This window comes from Nonomuraea sp. NPDC059023, from assembly GCF_042740095.1.
Taxonomy (GTDB): domain Bacteria; phylum Actinomycetota; class Actinomycetes; order Streptosporangiales; family Streptosporangiaceae; genus Nonomuraea.
On record NZ_JBHYIO010000085.1, the window covers coordinates 1 to 15,791 of the forward strand.

Annotated in this window: 14 protein-coding genes; 8 read left to right on the forward strand and 6 right to left on the reverse strand. The window is 71.4% G+C overall.

Going from position 1 to position 15,791, the window contains the following annotated elements:
- Positions 1–377 precede the first annotated feature (377 nt).
- Entirely contained in the window at positions 378–1,004 is a 627-nt protein-coding gene (locus tag ACFWYW_RS57685; protein ID WP_379626474.1) for a GNAT family N-acetyltransferase, read from the reverse strand.
- A 437-nt stretch (positions 1,005–1,441) separates the two neighbouring features.
- On the opposite strand from ACFWYW_RS57685, the gene ACFWYW_RS57690 reads away from it, so the two are divergent.
- Positions 1,442–2,158, forward strand: coding sequence for a class I SAM-dependent methyltransferase (locus ACFWYW_RS57690; protein WP_379626472.1), 717 nt, complete (start codon positions 1,442–1,444; stop codon positions 2,156–2,158).
- On the opposite strand, the gene ACFWYW_RS57695 is transcribed toward ACFWYW_RS57690, so the two are convergent.
- Together ACFWYW_RS57695 and ACFWYW_RS57700 are read right to left on the reverse strand one after the other, a co-directional pair.
- The gene (locus tag ACFWYW_RS57695; protein ID WP_379626470.1) at positions 2,151–3,323 is read right to left on the reverse strand and encodes a hypothetical protein; all 1,173 of its coding nucleotides are present in this window, start codon (positions 3,321–3,323) and stop codon (positions 2,151–2,153) included. The two genes, ACFWYW_RS57690 and ACFWYW_RS57695, sit on opposite strands and share 8 nt — an antisense overlap.
- Positions 3,320–3,808 (reverse strand): SigE family RNA polymerase sigma factor, encoded by a 489-nt coding sequence (locus ACFWYW_RS57700; protein WP_379626468.1) that lies wholly within the window; start codon positions 3,806–3,808, stop codon positions 3,320–3,322. The genes ACFWYW_RS57695 and ACFWYW_RS57700 overlap by 4 nt, the downstream gene beginning before the upstream one ends.
- 93 nt (positions 3,809–3,901) lie before the next feature.
- On the opposite strand from ACFWYW_RS57700, the gene cysC reads away from it, so the two are divergent.
- The gene (gene cysC / locus ACFWYW_RS57705) at positions 3,902–5,113 is read left to right on the forward strand and encodes an adenylyl-sulfate kinase (RefSeq protein ID WP_379626466.1); all 1,212 of its coding nucleotides are present in this window, start codon (positions 3,902–3,904) and stop codon (positions 5,111–5,113) included.
- A 3-nt stretch (positions 5,114–5,116) separates the two neighbouring features.
- Here the strand turns inward: cysC and ACFWYW_RS57710 are convergent, their stop codons facing one another.
- Complete coding sequence (locus tag ACFWYW_RS57710; RefSeq protein ID WP_379626464.1) at positions 5,117–6,217, reverse strand: glycoside hydrolase family 26 protein; 1,101 nt, start codon at positions 6,215–6,217, stop codon at positions 5,117–5,119.
- 377 nt (positions 6,218–6,594) lie between these two features.
- Here ACFWYW_RS57710 and ACFWYW_RS57715 point away from each other — a divergent pair, with 377 nt between their 5' ends.
- From ACFWYW_RS57715 to ACFWYW_RS57740, 6 genes are all read left to right on the forward strand, one after another.
- Complete coding sequence (locus ACFWYW_RS57715; protein ID WP_379626462.1) at positions 6,595–7,914, forward strand: Wzz/FepE/Etk N-terminal domain-containing protein; 1,320 nt, start codon at positions 6,595–6,597, stop codon at positions 7,912–7,914.
- Positions 7,911–9,179, forward strand: coding sequence for a hypothetical protein (locus tag ACFWYW_RS57720; RefSeq protein ID WP_379626460.1), 1,269 nt, complete (start codon positions 7,911–7,913; stop codon positions 9,177–9,179). The genes ACFWYW_RS57715 and ACFWYW_RS57720 overlap by 4 nt, the downstream gene beginning before the upstream one ends.
- Entirely contained in the window at positions 9,176–10,081 is a 906-nt protein-coding gene (locus ACFWYW_RS57725; RefSeq protein WP_379626458.1) for a hypothetical protein, read from the forward strand. Before ACFWYW_RS57720 ends, ACFWYW_RS57725 begins: the two co-directional genes overlap by 4 nt.
- Positions 10,078–10,932: a sulfotransferase family protein gene (locus ACFWYW_RS57730; RefSeq protein WP_379626456.1), complete on the forward strand. Its 855-nt coding sequence runs from the start codon at positions 10,078–10,080 to the stop codon at positions 10,930–10,932. The genes ACFWYW_RS57725 and ACFWYW_RS57730 overlap by 4 nt, the downstream gene beginning before the upstream one ends.
- Positions 10,920–12,383 (forward strand): lipopolysaccharide biosynthesis protein, encoded by a 1,464-nt coding sequence (locus ACFWYW_RS57735; protein WP_379626454.1) that lies wholly within the window; start codon positions 10,920–10,922, stop codon positions 12,381–12,383. Before ACFWYW_RS57730 ends, ACFWYW_RS57735 begins: the two co-directional genes overlap by 13 nt.
- 118 nt (positions 12,384–12,501) lie before the next feature.
- Complete coding sequence (locus ACFWYW_RS57740) at positions 12,502–13,398, forward strand: sulfotransferase (protein ID WP_379626451.1); 897 nt, start codon at positions 12,502–12,504, stop codon at positions 13,396–13,398.
- Here the strand turns inward: ACFWYW_RS57740 and ACFWYW_RS57745 are convergent.
- Together ACFWYW_RS57745 and ACFWYW_RS57750 are read right to left on the reverse strand one after the other, a co-directional pair.
- Positions 13,379–14,251: a WecB/TagA/CpsF family glycosyltransferase gene (locus ACFWYW_RS57745; protein WP_379626449.1), complete on the reverse strand. Its 873-nt coding sequence runs from the start codon at positions 14,249–14,251 to the stop codon at positions 13,379–13,381. The genes ACFWYW_RS57740 and ACFWYW_RS57745 overlap by 20 nt on opposite strands.
- Before the next feature lie 521 nt (positions 14,252–14,772).
- Complete coding sequence (locus ACFWYW_RS57750) at positions 14,773–15,693, reverse strand: glycosyltransferase family 2 protein (protein ID WP_379626447.1); 921 nt, start codon at positions 15,691–15,693, stop codon at positions 14,773–14,775.
- Positions 15,694–15,791 lie beyond the last annotated feature (98 nt).

The following is a 15,791-nucleotide window of genomic DNA, read 5'->3' on the forward strand; positions in this document are numbered from 1 at the left end:
CTCTCCTCTCCTCTCCTCTCCTCTCGTCTCCTCTCCTCTCCTCTCCTCTCCTCTCCTCTCGTCTCCTCTTGTCCCCTTCTGTCTCCTCTCCTCGCCCTTGTCTCCTCGCCTCCCCGCTGGCTGCACGTCCCGTGTGCTCTGCCTCGCCGCTCCTGTCCCACCACACCCGCCCCATCCCTTACGGCTGCGCCACCCCAACGCCTCCCACCGACGCGCGCGAGCGTCCGTGCAAGGTCGCCCGGCAGTCGGACAGACGCGCCTCCGTAACGGCGCCCGTTCACCACCCGCGCGGCCCCGCATCCAGGCGGCGCGCCGCGCCCAGGCAGCCGGACCCCGGCGACCACCCGCTCGGCAGGTCACCGCATGGCATCAACCGTCTAGTCGGGTGGGGGGAGGAGGGCTTCTGAGCCCATGGGGAGGAAGCCGGCGGCGAGGAAGGCGCGGACGCTGGCGGCGTTGCCCGGGGCCACCTGGGCCCAGACGGGTTCCGGGGCCAGGTGGCGGGCGGCGGTGGCCAGGGTGCGGCCCAGGCCTCTGCCCCGGTGTTCGGGGGCGATCTCCACGGCGGCCTCCCAGCGGCCCGCGACGCCTCGGCCCAGGACGAGGAGGCCGCCTTCGCATCCCCACGCGCGTACGCCGTCGCGGTGGCGGTGGGCTCGCGCGACCCTCGGGTGGGCGCGGCTGGTGACCTCGGCCAGGGCGGCCGACGGGGGGCCGGGCAGGGGCTGGGCGAGGAGGAGCATGTCCAGGCCGTCCACGCGGCGGCCGGTCTTGCGTTCCAGGGCGCGAAGGAAGGGTGGGTTCAGCGGCGCCGACAGGTCGCCTTCCGGGAGGCGGGCGCGCAGCCAGATGGGGTGGAGGTCGGCGAAGACCACGGTGTGGGCGGTGAAGGCGATGATGCCCAGGTCTCGGGTGGTGGGTTGCGGGAGGAGGTCCACGGCTCCGTCGGGAGCGGGCAGTTGTCCGGCCGCCACGCCGTCAAGGAGGTCCTTCAGCGTCTCCACTCCGACATTTCACCAGATTTATCCCTACTTGCCGCGTTACGAGTCGGTCCCGATTCACAGCTTCCGCTCAGCTCTGCCCTCCGTTCCCGCCCAGCCCCGGCTCACGGGTTTCCACGCGGGTGGTGAAACGGGCGCCGTCGCGGCGGCGCGTTTGTCCGACTGCCGGGCGACCTTGCACGGAGGCGCGCCCATGGCGGCGGGGGGCGTGGGGGCGGCTTGCCGTAACGGATGGGCGCGGAGCGCGACGCGACGGAGAGGCGCCGTGGTGGCCCGCCGCAACGGACCGGAGCGCAACAAGAGACGGCGGACACGTGGAGGGGTGGCCCGCCGCAACGGACCGGCGTGAAAAGGGCGTGGCAGAGGTCCTGGGGGAAAGGGAGCGGGGAAGAGAGGAGAAATGCGCAACTAAGAGCGATCGAGTGATTACTGTTGGTGACATGTCAGAGGTGCGTGCGGTCGCTCTGCGGGGCGACCTGTTTGGTCAGCGGATCCGCGAGCAGTGGACCGAGCAGCTGGGGCGGCGGCTCGACATTCTCATCGCCGGGTGCGCGCGTGACGAGCCGCTCCTTCTGGAGCGCATGGAGACCAGGGTCACGGGGGTCGATGAGGAACTGCCCGCCGTCCGGGCGGTCGTCGAGGGGCGGCAGGACCTGGTCTCGTGGGCGCTGGGGGACATGCGGTCGGTGCCGATGCCGCCGCGGTCGTTCGACGTGATCCAGCTGACGTTTCTGCTGGAGCGGATCCAGCATGCCGAGCTGGTTCTCGACCGCATGCTCCAGGCCCTGCGGCCGGGCGGGCTGGTGCTGCTCAGGATGCGCGATCGGCGTTCCGCCTATGGGTGGTGCGATCGGGCCGTTCCGTCATGGCTGCGGTCGCTGCTCTGGAAGCGGCTGGTCGCCGAGGGCACTCCGGGGCCGCTGCCGGCGGTGTACGAGCCGATCACCTCGCGCGACGGCATGCACGCCTTCTGCCTCACCCGCGGCCTCATGATCACCGACGACCAGACGACGACCACCGGGCCCGCCATGGGGCGGATCGGGAGTGCGGCCGTCGCGCTCGTGGACAAACTCACGCGCGGCCGCCTCCCGTCCTCTCACGACGAGGTGACGATGGTCATCCGCAAACCCCAGAACCACTTCGCCCGGCTCATCTAGGCGTCAGCACCCAGACCCAGGCGCCCTCCTTAACGCTGTTCTGGTATCCGCTGAGCTGCTGCTTCTCCGTGCCGTCCACTCCGATCAGCATCAGCGCCGCGTCGAACTCGTTGTCGCACTCGCGCGCGCACCTCAGTGCGATGACGCTCTCGTCGTCGGCCCACGCGTGGAGTTGCAGCGCCTGCTGCCTGCCGACGACGCGGCCGGTCGCCTTCTCCGTGATCGCGGTGGGCAGTCCGTCGCCATCGAGCCGCAGGGTGCCGTTGGGCGACAGCGGCGAGACGCCCCCGCTGGAGTACTCCTCCTGGGGCGCCTCGTGCGCGCGTCCGTCCGGGGTGAAGTACGCACGTCTCGGCTCGCCGCCGCGGCCCTCCCAGACCAGCGTGCCGTCCTGGCTCCAGGAGAAGTCCTGCGAGCCGGCGGAGAGGAGGTTCTCGTCGATGGGCATGGGGCGGAACTCCACCTTTTTCGTCGGCACGTCCACGACGTAGAAACCGGTGCGGGTCGTCGGTTCGACTGTCGTGGAGTCGGAGCTGATCCGCCGCCATCGCATGGGGTACTCGGTGTAGGCGGTGGCCAGCAGCTTCGTGCCGTCGGGTGACCATTTCAGGCCGATGACGTCCCGGTCCAGCTCGATCCAGGTCAGGAACTGCCCGGTGTTCAGGTCGAGTATGCCGATCCTGCGCCCCATCACCTCGCCTTCGAGGACGGCGGCCACCTGCAGGCCCGGCGCCACGTCCAGCCACGCGTAGGGCGTCTTCTCATAGGTGCCGGTCCGGGGGTTCAGCAGCCACCAGGTATGGCGGCGCCGCTCCCACCGGCCGCCCAGTTTCTCCGTCGAGTACACGAAATATGAGGAGATCGCGTAGTTCCCCGCCGCGATCATGTTCCTGGGCGGGACGTTGTCCACGTCCGCCCGCACGTCCGTCGGCGCCGGTGACGGCCTGGCGGGCAACGTCACCTCGGTCGCGGGCCTGATCACGATGTCTCTTTCTCTCGGCACGATCACCGCCACCACGGCCAGCGCCGCAGCGACGCCGACCGCCAGCGCGCCGTAGACCCAGGGCCGCCGGGCACGCCGCCGTAGCGCCCGGTCGGCCAGGTCGTGCGGCACCTGGACCTCGTCGGCCCACTCGCCCATCACCTCGCGCAACTGATTCGTCATCCCACTACCTCCAGCTCCGGGAAGAGCTCCCGCAACTTGGCGAGCGATCGGTGTGCGGTGCTCCGCACGGTCCCGACCGAGCAGCCCAGCACCTTGGCCACCTCGTGGTCGGGCAGGTCCTCGAAGTAGCGCAGCACCAGGACCGTCCGCTGCCGCGGGGTCAGCCTGGCCAGCGCGCCGCGTAAGACCATGCGCAGTTCGCTCTGGTGGGTGGCGTCCGCCTCCGCCAGGTCGGGGACCGCCGGGCGCACCACCTCCGGCCGCCGGCCGGCCGCTCGCCACCAGCTCACCTGCTGGCGGTACATGATCTGGCGTACATATGCCTCGGGCGTGCTCACCCGCCGCCATTTCCCCGCGAGTTTGGACAGCGCGATCTGCACCAGGTCCTCCGCCGCGTGCTGGTCACCGCCGGTCAGCAGGAACGCCAGCCGCATCAGGGCGGAAGACCGCGCCGCGACGAACTCGCGGAAGGCTGGTTCGTCCACGTTCACCTCCAATGGGTCACCCCTGAGACGCCGCATGCACCGTCCCGCTATGCCTGCCGCACGCTAGAGTTCCTTCCTACCGATTCACTTGGGATGGAATACGTGGAGTTCACCCCGGACGAGCGCGAACTCGCCGATCTCGAACTTCTCCTGTCGGGGGCGTTCGAGCCGCTCAAGGGCTTCCTCGGGCACGACGACCTGCACTCCGTCGAGGAGCGCGGCACCTTGGCCGACGGTACGCCCTGGCCGGCGCCGGTGACGCTCCACCTGCCCGAGCAGGCCGGACCCGGCGACGAGGTCACCCTTCTCGACCCGGAAGGCCTGCCGCTGGCCGTGGTCACCGTGACCGGGCAGGGCGCCACCGGGCCGCTCAGGAGCCTCAACCCGCCGGAGCACGGGCCGTTCGCGCGGCTGCGCCGTACCCCTGAGCGGGTCCGCGCCGAGCTGGGCGGGCGCGAGACGCTCGCGGTCACGATGCGCGGCCCCCTCGACGACCTCGGCGAGGTCGTCGCCACCGCCAAGGAGCTCGGCGCGCGCATCCTCCTTCTTCCTCTCGCGTACGGCGAAGCCGGCCCGGCCGTCGTGCGAGCCGCGCTCAAGGCCAAGAACCAGCTCCCCGAGGACACCCTCGTCGTCCCCGTGCCGCTCGCGCCGCGCGAGGAACCCGAGCTCGACCTCGAACTACGCGAGCACGTCGCCGCCGCCTACGGAGCCACCGAGCACCTGGCGGGCCCGGAACCGGTGAAGATCCCCGGGCCGCCGCACCGGCGCGGGCTGGTGGTGTTCTTCACTGGTCTGTCCGGTTCCGGCAAGTCCACGATCGCCCGCGGGCTGCGTGACGCGCTGCTCGAAGAAGGCGGCAGGACGATCACCTACCTCGACGGGGACGTGGTGCGGCACCTGCTGTCGAAGGGACTGACGTTCTCCAAGGAGGACCGCGACCTCAACATCCGGCGCATCGGCTTCGTCGCCGCCGAGACCGCGCGGCACGGCGGCCTGGCCATCTGCGCCCCGATCGCCCCCTACGCACGGACCCGGGACGAGGTGCGGGCCATGGTGGAGGGGGTCGGGGCGGACTTCCTGCTGGTCCACGTGGCCACACCGCTGGAGGAGTGCGAGCGGCGCGACCGCAAGGGCCTGTACGCCAAGGCCCGCTCCGGCGTCATCCCGTCGTTCACCGGCGTCTCCGATCCGTACGAGGAGCCCGAGGACGCCGACCTCACGATCGACACCACGCACCTCTCGATCGAGGCGGCGGTGTCGCGGGTGCTGGACACCATGCGCGCCGGGCGCTGGATCCGCTGACGTTCAGGGGCGCGGGACCTTGGTGGAGCGGAAGTAGGGGTCGCGGGCCAGGTCGGTGAAGGCGCGGCGGCCCTCCGCTGTGGTGTCGAAGCGCGTGTCGCCGCGCGGCGCCTTCGGGGAGTCGAAGTAGACCAGCGCCCTGATCTGCGGATAGTGCTTGATCTGGGCCCGGACCGACTCGTAGAAGACACGTTTGAACGCGCGGTCGCTCCAGCGCTCGAAGACGCCCCATTCGGCGACCATGATGGGCTTGCCGGGGAAGCGCCACTGCATCCAGCGGTAGAAGCCCGGCCAACTGGGGTAGTCCTTGCGCGTCTTGTTGACCAGTCCGGCCAGGTCGCGGACGTGGTCGTCGGCGTAGGGGTCCATGGCGACCCAGTCGACGACGTCGTCACCCGGGTACAGGTTCTGGAACCAGGACTTGGCCGCCCAGTTGGGCGCGCCCATGTAGGTCATGACGGTGATGGCGTTCTTCACGCCCTTCTCCCGCAGCCGGAGCACCACGTGCCGGTACATCGCGGCGTAGTCGGCCGCCTGCATGCCGGAGCCCGCCGAGGGCACCACGTCGTTCTCCGGTTCGTGGTGGATCGTCAGGAAGAAGCGCTCAGGGAACGTGTCGCGGACATGGGCCGCCAGCCGGTCGATCCGGCGGTCCAGCGCGCCGTCGGCGATCTCGGCCCACGTGTGCTCGAACGAGGGCTTCCAGTTGATGAGCAGCATGCGTGGTTTGAGGGGGTCTCGGGCGAGCTCGAGCTCCTTGTCCGTGGGGAACAGCTCCTTCCCCCGGTGGTAGACGTGCACGATGTCGGAGGTCGCGCCCATCCGCTCTTCCGCCTTGTGTACGGCCCTGCCGACCGGCAGCCCGGTGAAGATCTCGGGCGCCATGCCCCACCAGGCGCCGCATGACGGGATGAGCTTGGCCGTGACCGTGCAGGCGGGCGACCTTTCGATGCCCAGCCTTCCGTTGACCCGGGCGGCGTCGCCCGTGCCCGGATCGCGTACGCCCTCGGCGCCGCTGCAGGCCGCGATCGGCAGGAGGGCGCCGATCAGCAGCGCCCTGATCCCGATTTTTCGGCTTTTAATAAGAATTCCCCGTTGAAACACGTCGACCCCTTTGTCCTTCCTCCCGGGACCCCCACCCCGGGGTAAAACAACGTTGCAACTTTGCCACGGCTGGGCGACACTTTCAGCCAGTGCCACCTTCCTGGTTACCCACGGCCGAGGTGGTTCGATGCGCGGGAAGTCGCAGGTACACTCGGGGAACCGAGCTTGCCGAGAGCGCCGATCAGTCACCGCGGAATCCACTCCGCCGCCAATTCCTGTCGCCCGATTTTGAGTGGCATTTCCCTATTATCGTGGGACATTTCCGGGCGGATGGCGGAGCCGTACCGGAGAAAATCTTCCGTATTCAAACGGGGCAATATCCGCGCGCCCTATAGTGACGCAGAGTCGCCGATCGGAAGCACGGGGTAAACACTTCCATGAGCCCGCCGCCGGCCGTCCAGGCCCGTAGCTCCGGCACGGACCTTGCGGAGCACCTGTCGCTGCTCCGCAGGCGCAAGCTGCTCTTCGCCGGCTTCCTGCTGGCCGCGGTCGCCGCCGCGCTCGGCCTCTGGAGGCTCCTGCCACCCGCCTACACCGCGACCACCGAGGTGCTGGTCGCCCCGGTCGGCGTCCAGGAGCAGAACAACCAGGTCACCAGCCGCCAGCGCGAGGCGCTCAACCTCGACACCGAGGCGCGGATCGCGCAGTCGGCCGTCGTGGCGGCCATGACGGCGACGGCGCTCAGGATCCCGGTGGCCGAGCCGGCCGAGGTGAGCGTGCCGCCCAACTCCTCGGTGCTGGCGATCGCGGTCACCGCGGCGGACCCGCGGACGGCCGTCGCGCAGTCGCGGGCCTACGGCCAGGCGTATCTGACCCATCGCACCGAATCCGCGCAGACCGCGCTCGCCGCCCAGCAGAAGGCGCTCCTGGCCAAGCTCAAACAGGTCAACTCCGCCCTCGGCGACACCGCCGAGCAGGTGGCCAAGCTGCGCAGGGGCACCGCCGGCCACGCCGTCGCCACCCACCGGCAGACCGTTCTCAACCGGCAGGCCCTCAGCCTGACGATGAAGTACGACAGCCTGAAGACGGTCGCCATCACACCGGGCACGGTGATCAGCGAAGCGGCCACGCCGACCGCGCCCAGCGCCCCCAGCCTGCCGCTGTATCTCGGCGCCGGCCTCATGCTCGGACTGCTGTCCGGCTCCGCCGCCGCCTACGGCCGCGACCGGCTCGACACCCGGCTGCGCCGCCCCGCCGACGTCGAGCGGCTGACCGGCCTAGCCGTCCTGGCCGACCTGTCCGATCAGGTCAAGGTCCTGGACAAGGGCACGCTCCACGACCTGGCCTCCTCGGTGGTCGCGGCATGTCCCGGCAGGCGGCTGCTGGTCAGGGTGGTCCCGCCGGGTCCCGGCGCGTACGCCCTGGCCGCACCACTGGCCGCCCGTGCCCCGCTGTCGGTGCTCAGCGGCGAGGACGTGAGCGACCTGGGCAAGGCCGACGCGGCGGTCCTCCTGATCACGTTGCGCAAGGCGGCGGCCGGGGACGTCGCGGCGGCCGTACGCCATCTGGGCAGGCACGACGTGCCGATCATCGGCGCGGTGACCTGCACGGGCGACCTCCCGGCACCGCCGGCGAAGTCCAGGGCGCTGCCGAAGTTGTCGCAGACCCTCGACAAGCTCGTCGTGCCCGCGCCCGCGCCGGAACCCGAGACCACCCCCATGCCCGCCGTCACCGACACTCCGGGCGCCAAGCCGTGAAGGATCCGGCGTGGCCGATCGCCGCGCTCCTCGTCGGCTACCCCGTGTGGTGGGCCCTGGGCTTCGGCGGGCTGTCGGTCGTGGTGATGGCGGTGCCGATGGCCGTCATCCTGTGGCGGCGCCGGCCCATCAGGCTGCCGCGCGGCGCGGGGCTGTGGGTGCTACTGCTGGCCGGCTACCTGGTCAGCGGGCTGGCACTGGCCGAGGCGCCGCCCGGCACCTACGGCGGCCTCGGTCCTGGGCGGCTGATCGGCTACGGCATGCGGTTCGCCCTCTACACCTCCCTGTTCGTCGTCGTCCTCTACCTGGGCAACCTCACGAAGCAGGAGCTGTCGCAGCTGCGGCTGGTGCGGATGCTGGGCGTGCTGTTCGTCTGGACGGTGGCCGGCGGGCTGCTCGGCGTCCTGTTCCCGAAGTTCGCCTACACCTCGCCGGTCGAGCTCGTGCTGCCCGGCTGGATCGCCGACAACTCCTTCGTGCAGAACCTCATCCACCCCACCGCCGCCCAGACGCAGAAGGTGCTCGGCTACGGCCTGCCCCGCCCCGAGGCCCCCTTCGAATGGGCCAACGCCTGGGGCAGCAACCTGTCGATCCTGCTGGTCTGGTTCGTGGTCGGCTGGTGGGTGTACGGCGGGCGGCACCGCAAGGCGGCGGCCGTGGTGCTGATCTGCCTGGCCGCCGTCCCCGTCGTGTACTCGCTCAACCGCGGCCTGTGGATCGGCCTCGGCCTGGCCGCCCTCTACCTCGTGGTCCGGGCCGGCGGCCGGACCAGGCTCACCGTCTGCGCGATCGCCGCCGCCGCCGCGCTGGTCTTCGCGCTGAGCCCGCTGGCCGCGCTGGTCATCCAGCGCCTGGACAACCCGCACTCCAACGACATCCGGGCGTTCACCGTCTCGGCGACGATCGAGGCCGCCGCCCACTCCCCCGTGATCGGCTTCGGCAACACGCGCAACGCCACCGGCAACCACCGCACGATCACCACCGGCAAGACCGACTGGTGCCCCGGCTGCGGTCATCCGCCGCTGGGCAGCGACGGGCAGCTCTGGCTGCTGCTCATCACCCAGGGCGTCACCGGCGCCGTCCTCTACGTGGCCTTCTTCGCCGGCGCGGTGCGCCGTCACTGGCGCGACCGCAGCCCCGTCGGGCTGGCCGGGGTGCTGGTGATGCTGCTCGTGCTGTTCTACATGTTCGTCTACGACGGCCTGGTCACGCCGCTCAGCCTCTACCTCATCTCCTTCGCCCTCCTGTGGAGGAATACGACATGAACGACGCGAAGATCCGGCTGCGCTATCTGGGGCAGACCGTCCGGGTGCTGTTTCCCGGTCACGGGTCGCCTCAGCCGTACAGTCTGCTGCCGCACGCGCTGCTGCCCCGGCGGCTGGCGCCCCGGCGGTGGTGGCACGCCGTACTCGGGCCCAGGGTGATGGTTCCGGTCGAGGGGTCGATCTCGGCGTACCTCAGCGAGGTCTTCGGCGTGCGGGTCGAGACCGTCCTGCACGTACGGCCGGCCAGGCGGGCCAACCGCAAGCCGATCCTGGAGGCGCACACCGAGTCCGGGCTGATCGCCTTCGTCAAGATCGGCGATACCCCGCGCGCCCAGGAACTGATCGCCAACGAGGCGAGCGCGCTCCAGCGGCTGGCCGACCTGCCGCTGAAGACGATCCAGCCGCCGACCGTCCTCCACCATGCCCGCTGGCGCGACCTGTCGGTGCTGGCGCTGTCGCCACTGCCGGTCACGGGCCGGGGCCGGGTGCCGGCGACGTTGCTGGCGCGGGCGGTCAAGGAGATCGCCGCCACCGGCGGCGCCGAGCCCGCCTGGCACGGCGACCTCTCACCGTGGAACATCTGCCCGTCGGCCGACGGCCGCCTGCTGGTCTGGGACTGGGAGCGCTACACGATCGGCGTGCCGTACGGCTTCGACGCCCTTCACCACCTCTTCCAGCGCGCGCTGCGCAGGATGGACGCGCCCACCGCCGCCCGCGCCTGCCTGGCCCAGGCCGTGGGCGTGCTGGCGCCGCTCGGGCTGAGCTCCGCCGTCGCCAGGCAGACCGCCCTTCTCTACCTGATCGCGCTGGCCGACCGGCACGCCGCCGACGGCCACGAGCCGCTCGGCCCGCCGAGCACCTGGCTCAACCCGCTCGTCGACTCCCAGGAGCTGCTCACATGAACGCGATGAAGCAATCGGTGCTCGCCGTCTCGCGGACCACGGGCAGATTCACCTCGGCCGGGCGGATCCTGCCCTCGTTCCTGATCGTCGGCGCGCAGCGGTGCGGCACCACCTCGCTCTACCGCGCGCTGGCGCAACATCCGCTGCTGCTCAAGCCGGTGCTGCACAAGGGCGTGCACTACTTCGACGTGGACCACGCGCGCGGCATGTCCTGGTACCAGGGCCACTTTCCGCTGAAGGTGGGCGCGGCGCTGCTGGCGCGCAAGCACGGGCACCGGCCGCTGGCGTTCGAGTCGTCGCCGTACTACCTGTTCCATCCGCTGGCCGGTGAGCGCATCGCCCGTGACCTGCCGGAGGTGAAGCTGATCGTGCTCGTGCGCGATCCCGTGGAGCGGGCCTGCTCGGCTCACGCGCACGAGCTGGCGCGCGGTTTCGAGACGGAGTCGCACTTCGAGTACGCGGTGGAGCTGGAGGACAAGCGGCTGGCCGGTGCCGAGGAACTGCTGCGTGAGCGGCCGGAGGCCGTCCACCACTCCCACCGCCACCACGCCTACCTGGCCCGCGGCCGCTACGCCGAGCAACTCGACCGGCTGGAGCCGCTGTTCGGGCAGGAGCGCATCCTCGTGATCGACAGCCACCGCTTCTTCCACACCCCCGAGCGGATCTACGACCGGGTGCTGGAGTTCCTGGGAGTCCCGCGCCTGGGCAATCCGGTGTTCGAGCGGCACAACGGACGGCCGCTCCCCAAGCCGGTCGCCGAGTCGCTGCGGCAGACCCTGCGCGACCACTTCGAGGTCTACGACCAGCAGCTCGTGCGATGGCTGGGCGGTGATCCGTCATGGCGCCAGTGACCGGGGTACGGCGGGCGTCGCTGCGCCGGGTGGCCCGGGGCGGCGTGGCGGGGCTCACCGGAGCGGCCGCGGGGGCGGTGGCGCAGTTCGTGCTCGTGGTGCTGGTGACCAGGGCCTTCGAGGTTTCGGTGGCCGGGTCGTTCTTCACGGCGGTGGCGCTGGCGCTGATGGTCGCCGGGGTGGCCAAGCTGGACGCGGGCAACGGGCTGATCTTCTTCATCGCGCGGGCGAAGACCTTTGAGTATCGCGGCATTTCCGGATATGTCAGGGCGGCGTTGGTGCCGGGGGTGGTGCTGGCGTCGGTCGCGGGCGTCGTGCTCTATCCACAGCTGGGGATGGTCACGCTGGTCCTGCCCGTCATGGTGGCCGCGGACATCCTGCTGGCGGCCACGCGCGGGTTCGGCGTGATGCGGCCGACCGTCCTGTACGACGGCATCCTGCTGCCGATCGCCCAGCTCGTCCTCGTGGCCGCGGTCTGCCTGGCGTGGACACGCGGGTGGTTGCCCACGGGCCCGCCAGAGGGCTGGGCCGGAGGCTCGCCGGAGGGATCGGCCCTGACAGGCTTGGGGGAAGGCTCGCCGCAGGGGCCGGCCCTGGCGGGATGGGCGGGGGGCTCGCCGGAGGGATCGGCTCTGGCGGGCTGGGTGGAGGGATTGGCCCTGGTGGGGTCGCCGGAAGGGTGGTTGCTGGCGGCTTGGGCGGTGCCGTACCCGGTGGTGCTGGTGCTGGCGGGGTTCAGCCTGCGCGGGCGGCTGCCGCGCAGCCCCTACCTGCCCGGGACCGGGCACGACCTGTGGCGTTACACCGCGCCGCGGTCGGCGGCCGGCGCGATCCAGGCGATCTTCCAGCGGCTCGACATCGTGGTCGTCGCGGCGCTGGCCGGGCCCGCCCCTGCCGCCGTCTACACCGCCGCCACCCGGTTCAAGGTCATCGGCCAGCTCGCCAACCAGGGCCTCGCCCAGGCCGCGCAGCCCCGGCTCATCCAGGCGCTCGCCCGCGGCGACCTGGTGCGCGCCCGCGAGCTCTACCAGGCCACGACCATGTGGCTGGTGCTCCTGACCTGGCCCGTCTGGCTCGGTTACGCGGCCATCGCGCCGTGGCTGCTGCGGATCTTCGGCCAGGAGTACGGCGCGGCCGTACCCGTGGCGCTGATCCTTTCCGCGACGATGATGCTGGCCACCGCGTGCGGGATGGTCGACGTGGTGCTCACCGCCGCCGGACACACCACCTCAAGCCTCCTCAACCTGGTCGCCGCCATCGCCTGCACGCTCGCGCTCGACCTGGCGCTGATCCCGTCACACGGGGCCGTCGGCGCGGTGCTCGGCTGGTCCGGCGGCGTGATCGTCAAGAACCTGCTCCCGCTCTGGCAACTCCACCGCCGCTACGGCCTCCACCCCTTCGGCCGCCACAGCCTGACCGCCCTACGCCCCCGAACCTGGGCAACCCCATGACCCCAACCCCGACCACCCCAAGCCCGAGCCACCCCACGACCCCGAGCCTCATCACCGGACAACCTCACGCCGCCCTACGCCCCCGAACCCGGGCCACCACACGCCCCCGAGCGGCCCTATGACTCCGATCCTGGTCACCGGGCTGCCTCGCAGCGGGACGAGCTGGGTCGGCAAGATGCTGGCCGCCGGCGGCGAGCTCGTCTACGTCAACGAACCGCTCAACCCGCAGCACCCGCCCGGCCGCTGCCCCGGCGTGCTGCGCGCCAGCGTCACCCACCGGTTCCAGTACATCTGCGATGACAACGCCGCCGACTGGATGCCCGCCTTCCGCGACACCGTCCGCCTGCGCTACCGGTTCCTGGCCGAGCTGCGCGCGAACCGCTCGCCGTACGACCTGGCCAGAATGATCCGGTACGGCGCCGCCTTCACCCACGGCCGCCTGACCGGCAGGCGAGCGCTGCTGGACGACCCGTTCGCCGTGCTGTCGGCCGGCTGGTTCGCCAGGAGGCTCGGCTGCCGAGTCATCGCGCTCGTCCGCGACCCGGTCGCGTTCGCGGCCAGCTGGCGGCGGCTCAACTGGACCGTCTACTTCCACGAACTGCTCGAACAGCCGCTACTGGTCCGCGACCACCCCGAGGTCGAGGAACTGCGCCCCCTGATCGGCTCCCAGGACCCCTTGGCCAAGGCCGCCGCCCTGTGGCGGGTCACCCGGGCAGTCCTCGACAAGACCCCGGACATCCTCCAGGTCTCCTACGACAAACTGGCCGCCGACCCCGTGAACGGCTTCCGCGCCCTCTACGCCTACGCCAACCTGAGCTGGACCCCGGCCGCCGAACACCGCATCACCCGCGCCTGCCTAGCGGAGGGCACCGCCGAGCGGGGCTTCGCCTGGACCGGCCTGTCCAGGACCGCGTACCGCCCCATGGACTCCCGCCAGGCCCTCCACAACGCCACCCGCGGCCTCACCTCCGAGGAGAAGAGCCGCGTCCGTCACCTCACCTCGCGCGGCGCCTGATGTAGTGGACCAGGCATCCACCCAGCAACCGGGCGGCAAAGGGCAGGTCGTCCACCAGATACCGCTTCGCCAGCCGTCCCGGCTCGCTCGTCAGCCGGTAGAGCCACTCCAGACCGAGGCTCTGCATCCAGTCCGGCGCACGGTGAACCGTACCCGCCGCGAACGCGATCGCCGACCCGCAGCCCACGAACCACGCGCCGGGCAGTTCCGGCCGCAGTTCCTCGATCAGCAGATCCTGCTTGGGAAAGCCGAGGCCCACGAACACCAGCTTCGGCCCGGCCGCCACCACCCGCGCCCGTACCCCGGCCCGCCCTTGAGCGGTCACGTCAAAGTCGAACGGCGGCGCATCGTACCCGCAGACGTTCAACCGGGGATGGCAGCTACTGAGCTCTTCTCCCGCCTGCCGCGCCACCCCAGGCGGCCCGCCCAGCAGGTAGATCGAGAACCCCTTCCGCGCCGCCATCTTGCTGAGCGACCAGATCAGGTCCGCCCCGGTCACCCGCTCGGGCAGCGCCACCCCGATGAGCCGCGACGCCCACACGAGCGGCATCCCATCGGCCACCACGACCTCGGCCTCCCGCACGAGCCGACGCAGTGCCTCGTCCTTGGCGACGGTCCGGCAGATGTCCACATTCGGGGTGATGATGTGCCCACCCCGCCCGGCCGCCAACTCGGCCGCCACCCGCTCCACAACCTGCCGCTCGGTCAGCGGATCAACCGCCACCCCGCCGACGACCACCCGCCCGGCCCTGTCGGCCGTGGAGGGTGCGCAAACATGCCGTTCCCTCTCGTACGGCCGCGCGCTGTCGCTCCCCTTGACCCGCCGAAGCACCTCCAGCGCCCCAACGGGCAACTCCTGCCCACCCCGACCGGCCCGCGGAACCACATGCGGACTACTCCGATGCCGGCCACCCCCCGAAGCCACATCCCCAACACGGCCCCTGTCACCCAGGTGAGCCGCAGGATCCGGATGCCCCCCGTCGCCCGTGTGAGGCACGCTCGGGTGGGATGCGGTGCTCGGGTGAGGACCGTCGCCACCGAGCTCCGTCTCCGCGGCACGGGCCGCCGGGACGACCGGATCGTGCACACGCCCGCCATCCACCGGGGCGCTCGCCTCCGTGGCCATGGGCGGGTCACCAGCGGGGCGCATGGGCTCGGCCTGGGCAGCTGAGGACGGGTCGCCGCCAGGGCGGGACTGGGGTGTGGGGGGTGGGTGTTCGGTGCGTTGGCGGGGAAGGGCGGGAGGGCGGACGTCCGCGAGATCGAGGCCCGAGGATGCCAGGTGCGGCTCCGCAGAGCCGGGGGTTGGGGCAGCAGGGGGTGGCTCCGGGGGACCGGGGTCCGGGGAGGTGGGGTGGGTCAGGTCTCGGGTGGTCAAATGCCGTGCCCCCGGTGGTGCAGCAGGGATAGAACCGCCGAGGCCGGGATCAGCCCGGCGGCCACGGCGAGCGCGATCGGTGCGCGTGGCTCGCCGATCCGGGCGGCGAAGGTACGCAGCGCCCAGCGTCCAGCCTCCCGGCGCCGCCCCAGTGCGGCGTTGTGGAAGGCGAGTTGACCGTAGATCCGCGCCGCGCCGCGCGGATCCACGGCCAGTTCGGGGTGCCGGGCGAGCATCCACTCCAGCCCGGCGATGCGGTCGGCCCAGCGGGCGACGTAGTGGGAGGCGCCCCAGGCGACCCGTACGAGCGGCCGGTCGACGTGGACGATCGGCTGCCGCCGGGCGGCGCGCAGGGCGAGGTCCCAGTCCTCGTTCTGGCCGCCGGGGGCGCTCTCGTCGACCCACAGCGCCCCGCGCCGGAACAGGAACGTCGAACTGTGCACCATCACCATCCGCGACCGGATCAGGTCGGCCTTGGTGACGCGGTCGGTTCCGGCCAGCCTGGGTACGCGGCGGGAGCCGTACGCGATCTCGATGGCGCAGGAGGCGAACTCGGCCCCCGGCTCCAACCGGCGTACCTGGGCGGCGAGCTTGCCCGGCAGCCACAGGTCGTCGTCGTCGCAGAAGGCGATCAGGTCGGTGTCGCAGGCGGCGATGCCGGTGTTGCGGGCGCCGGGCAGGCCGGGGCTGAGCCGGTTGGGCAGCACGCGGACCCGGTGGTGCCCGGCCGTGGCGTCGCGGGGCGCGATCACGTCGGCCACCTGTTCTGCCACCTTCTCCGGTGACGCCCCGTCGACCACGATGACCAGGTCGATGGTCCCGGGGTACGCCTGGTCGAGCGCCGCCTTGGTCGCCGCCCGCAACTGCTCGGGCCGGTTGCCCCGGGTGGGGATCACCACGCCGATGGACGTACTCATGCAGCCCTACCTTTCTGAGTAGGCACTCCCGTTACGCCAGGGGCTGAGCGCGCTGCTGAGCCTGGAGAGGCAAGATCGGGATGTGCGGGTGAGGCAGG

Coding starts and splice junctions, on each gene's coding strand:
- ACFWYW_RS57690 (WP_379626472.1), top strand. CDS start 1,442: ATGTCAGAGGTGCGTGCGGTCGCTCTGCGGGGCGACCTGTTTGGTCAG.
- ACFWYW_RS57695 (WP_379626470.1), bottom strand. CDS start 3,323: ATGACGAATCAGTTGCGCGAGGTGATGGGCGAGTGGGCCGACGAGGTC.
- cysC (WP_379626466.1), top strand. CDS start 3,902: ATGGAATACGTGGAGTTCACCCCGGACGAGCGCGAACTCGCCGATCTC.
- ACFWYW_RS57715 (WP_379626462.1), top strand. CDS start 6,595: ATGAGCCCGCCGCCGGCCGTCCAGGCCCGTAGCTCCGGCACGGACCTT.
- ACFWYW_RS57725 (WP_379626458.1), top strand. CDS start 9,176: ATGAACGACGCGAAGATCCGGCTGCGCTATCTGGGGCAGACCGTCCGG.
- ACFWYW_RS57730 (WP_379626456.1), top strand. CDS start 10,078: ATGAACGCGATGAAGCAATCGGTGCTCGCCGTCTCGCGGACCACGGGC.
- ACFWYW_RS57735 (WP_379626454.1), top strand. CDS start 10,920: ATGGCGCCAGTGACCGGGGTACGGCGGGCGTCGCTGCGCCGGGTGGCC.
- ACFWYW_RS57740 (WP_379626451.1), top strand. CDS start 12,502: ATGACTCCGATCCTGGTCACCGGGCTGCCTCGCAGCGGGACGAGCTGG.
- ACFWYW_RS57750 (WP_379626447.1), bottom strand. CDS start 15,693: ATGAGTACGTCCATCGGCGTGGTGATCCCCACCCGGGGCAACCGGCCC.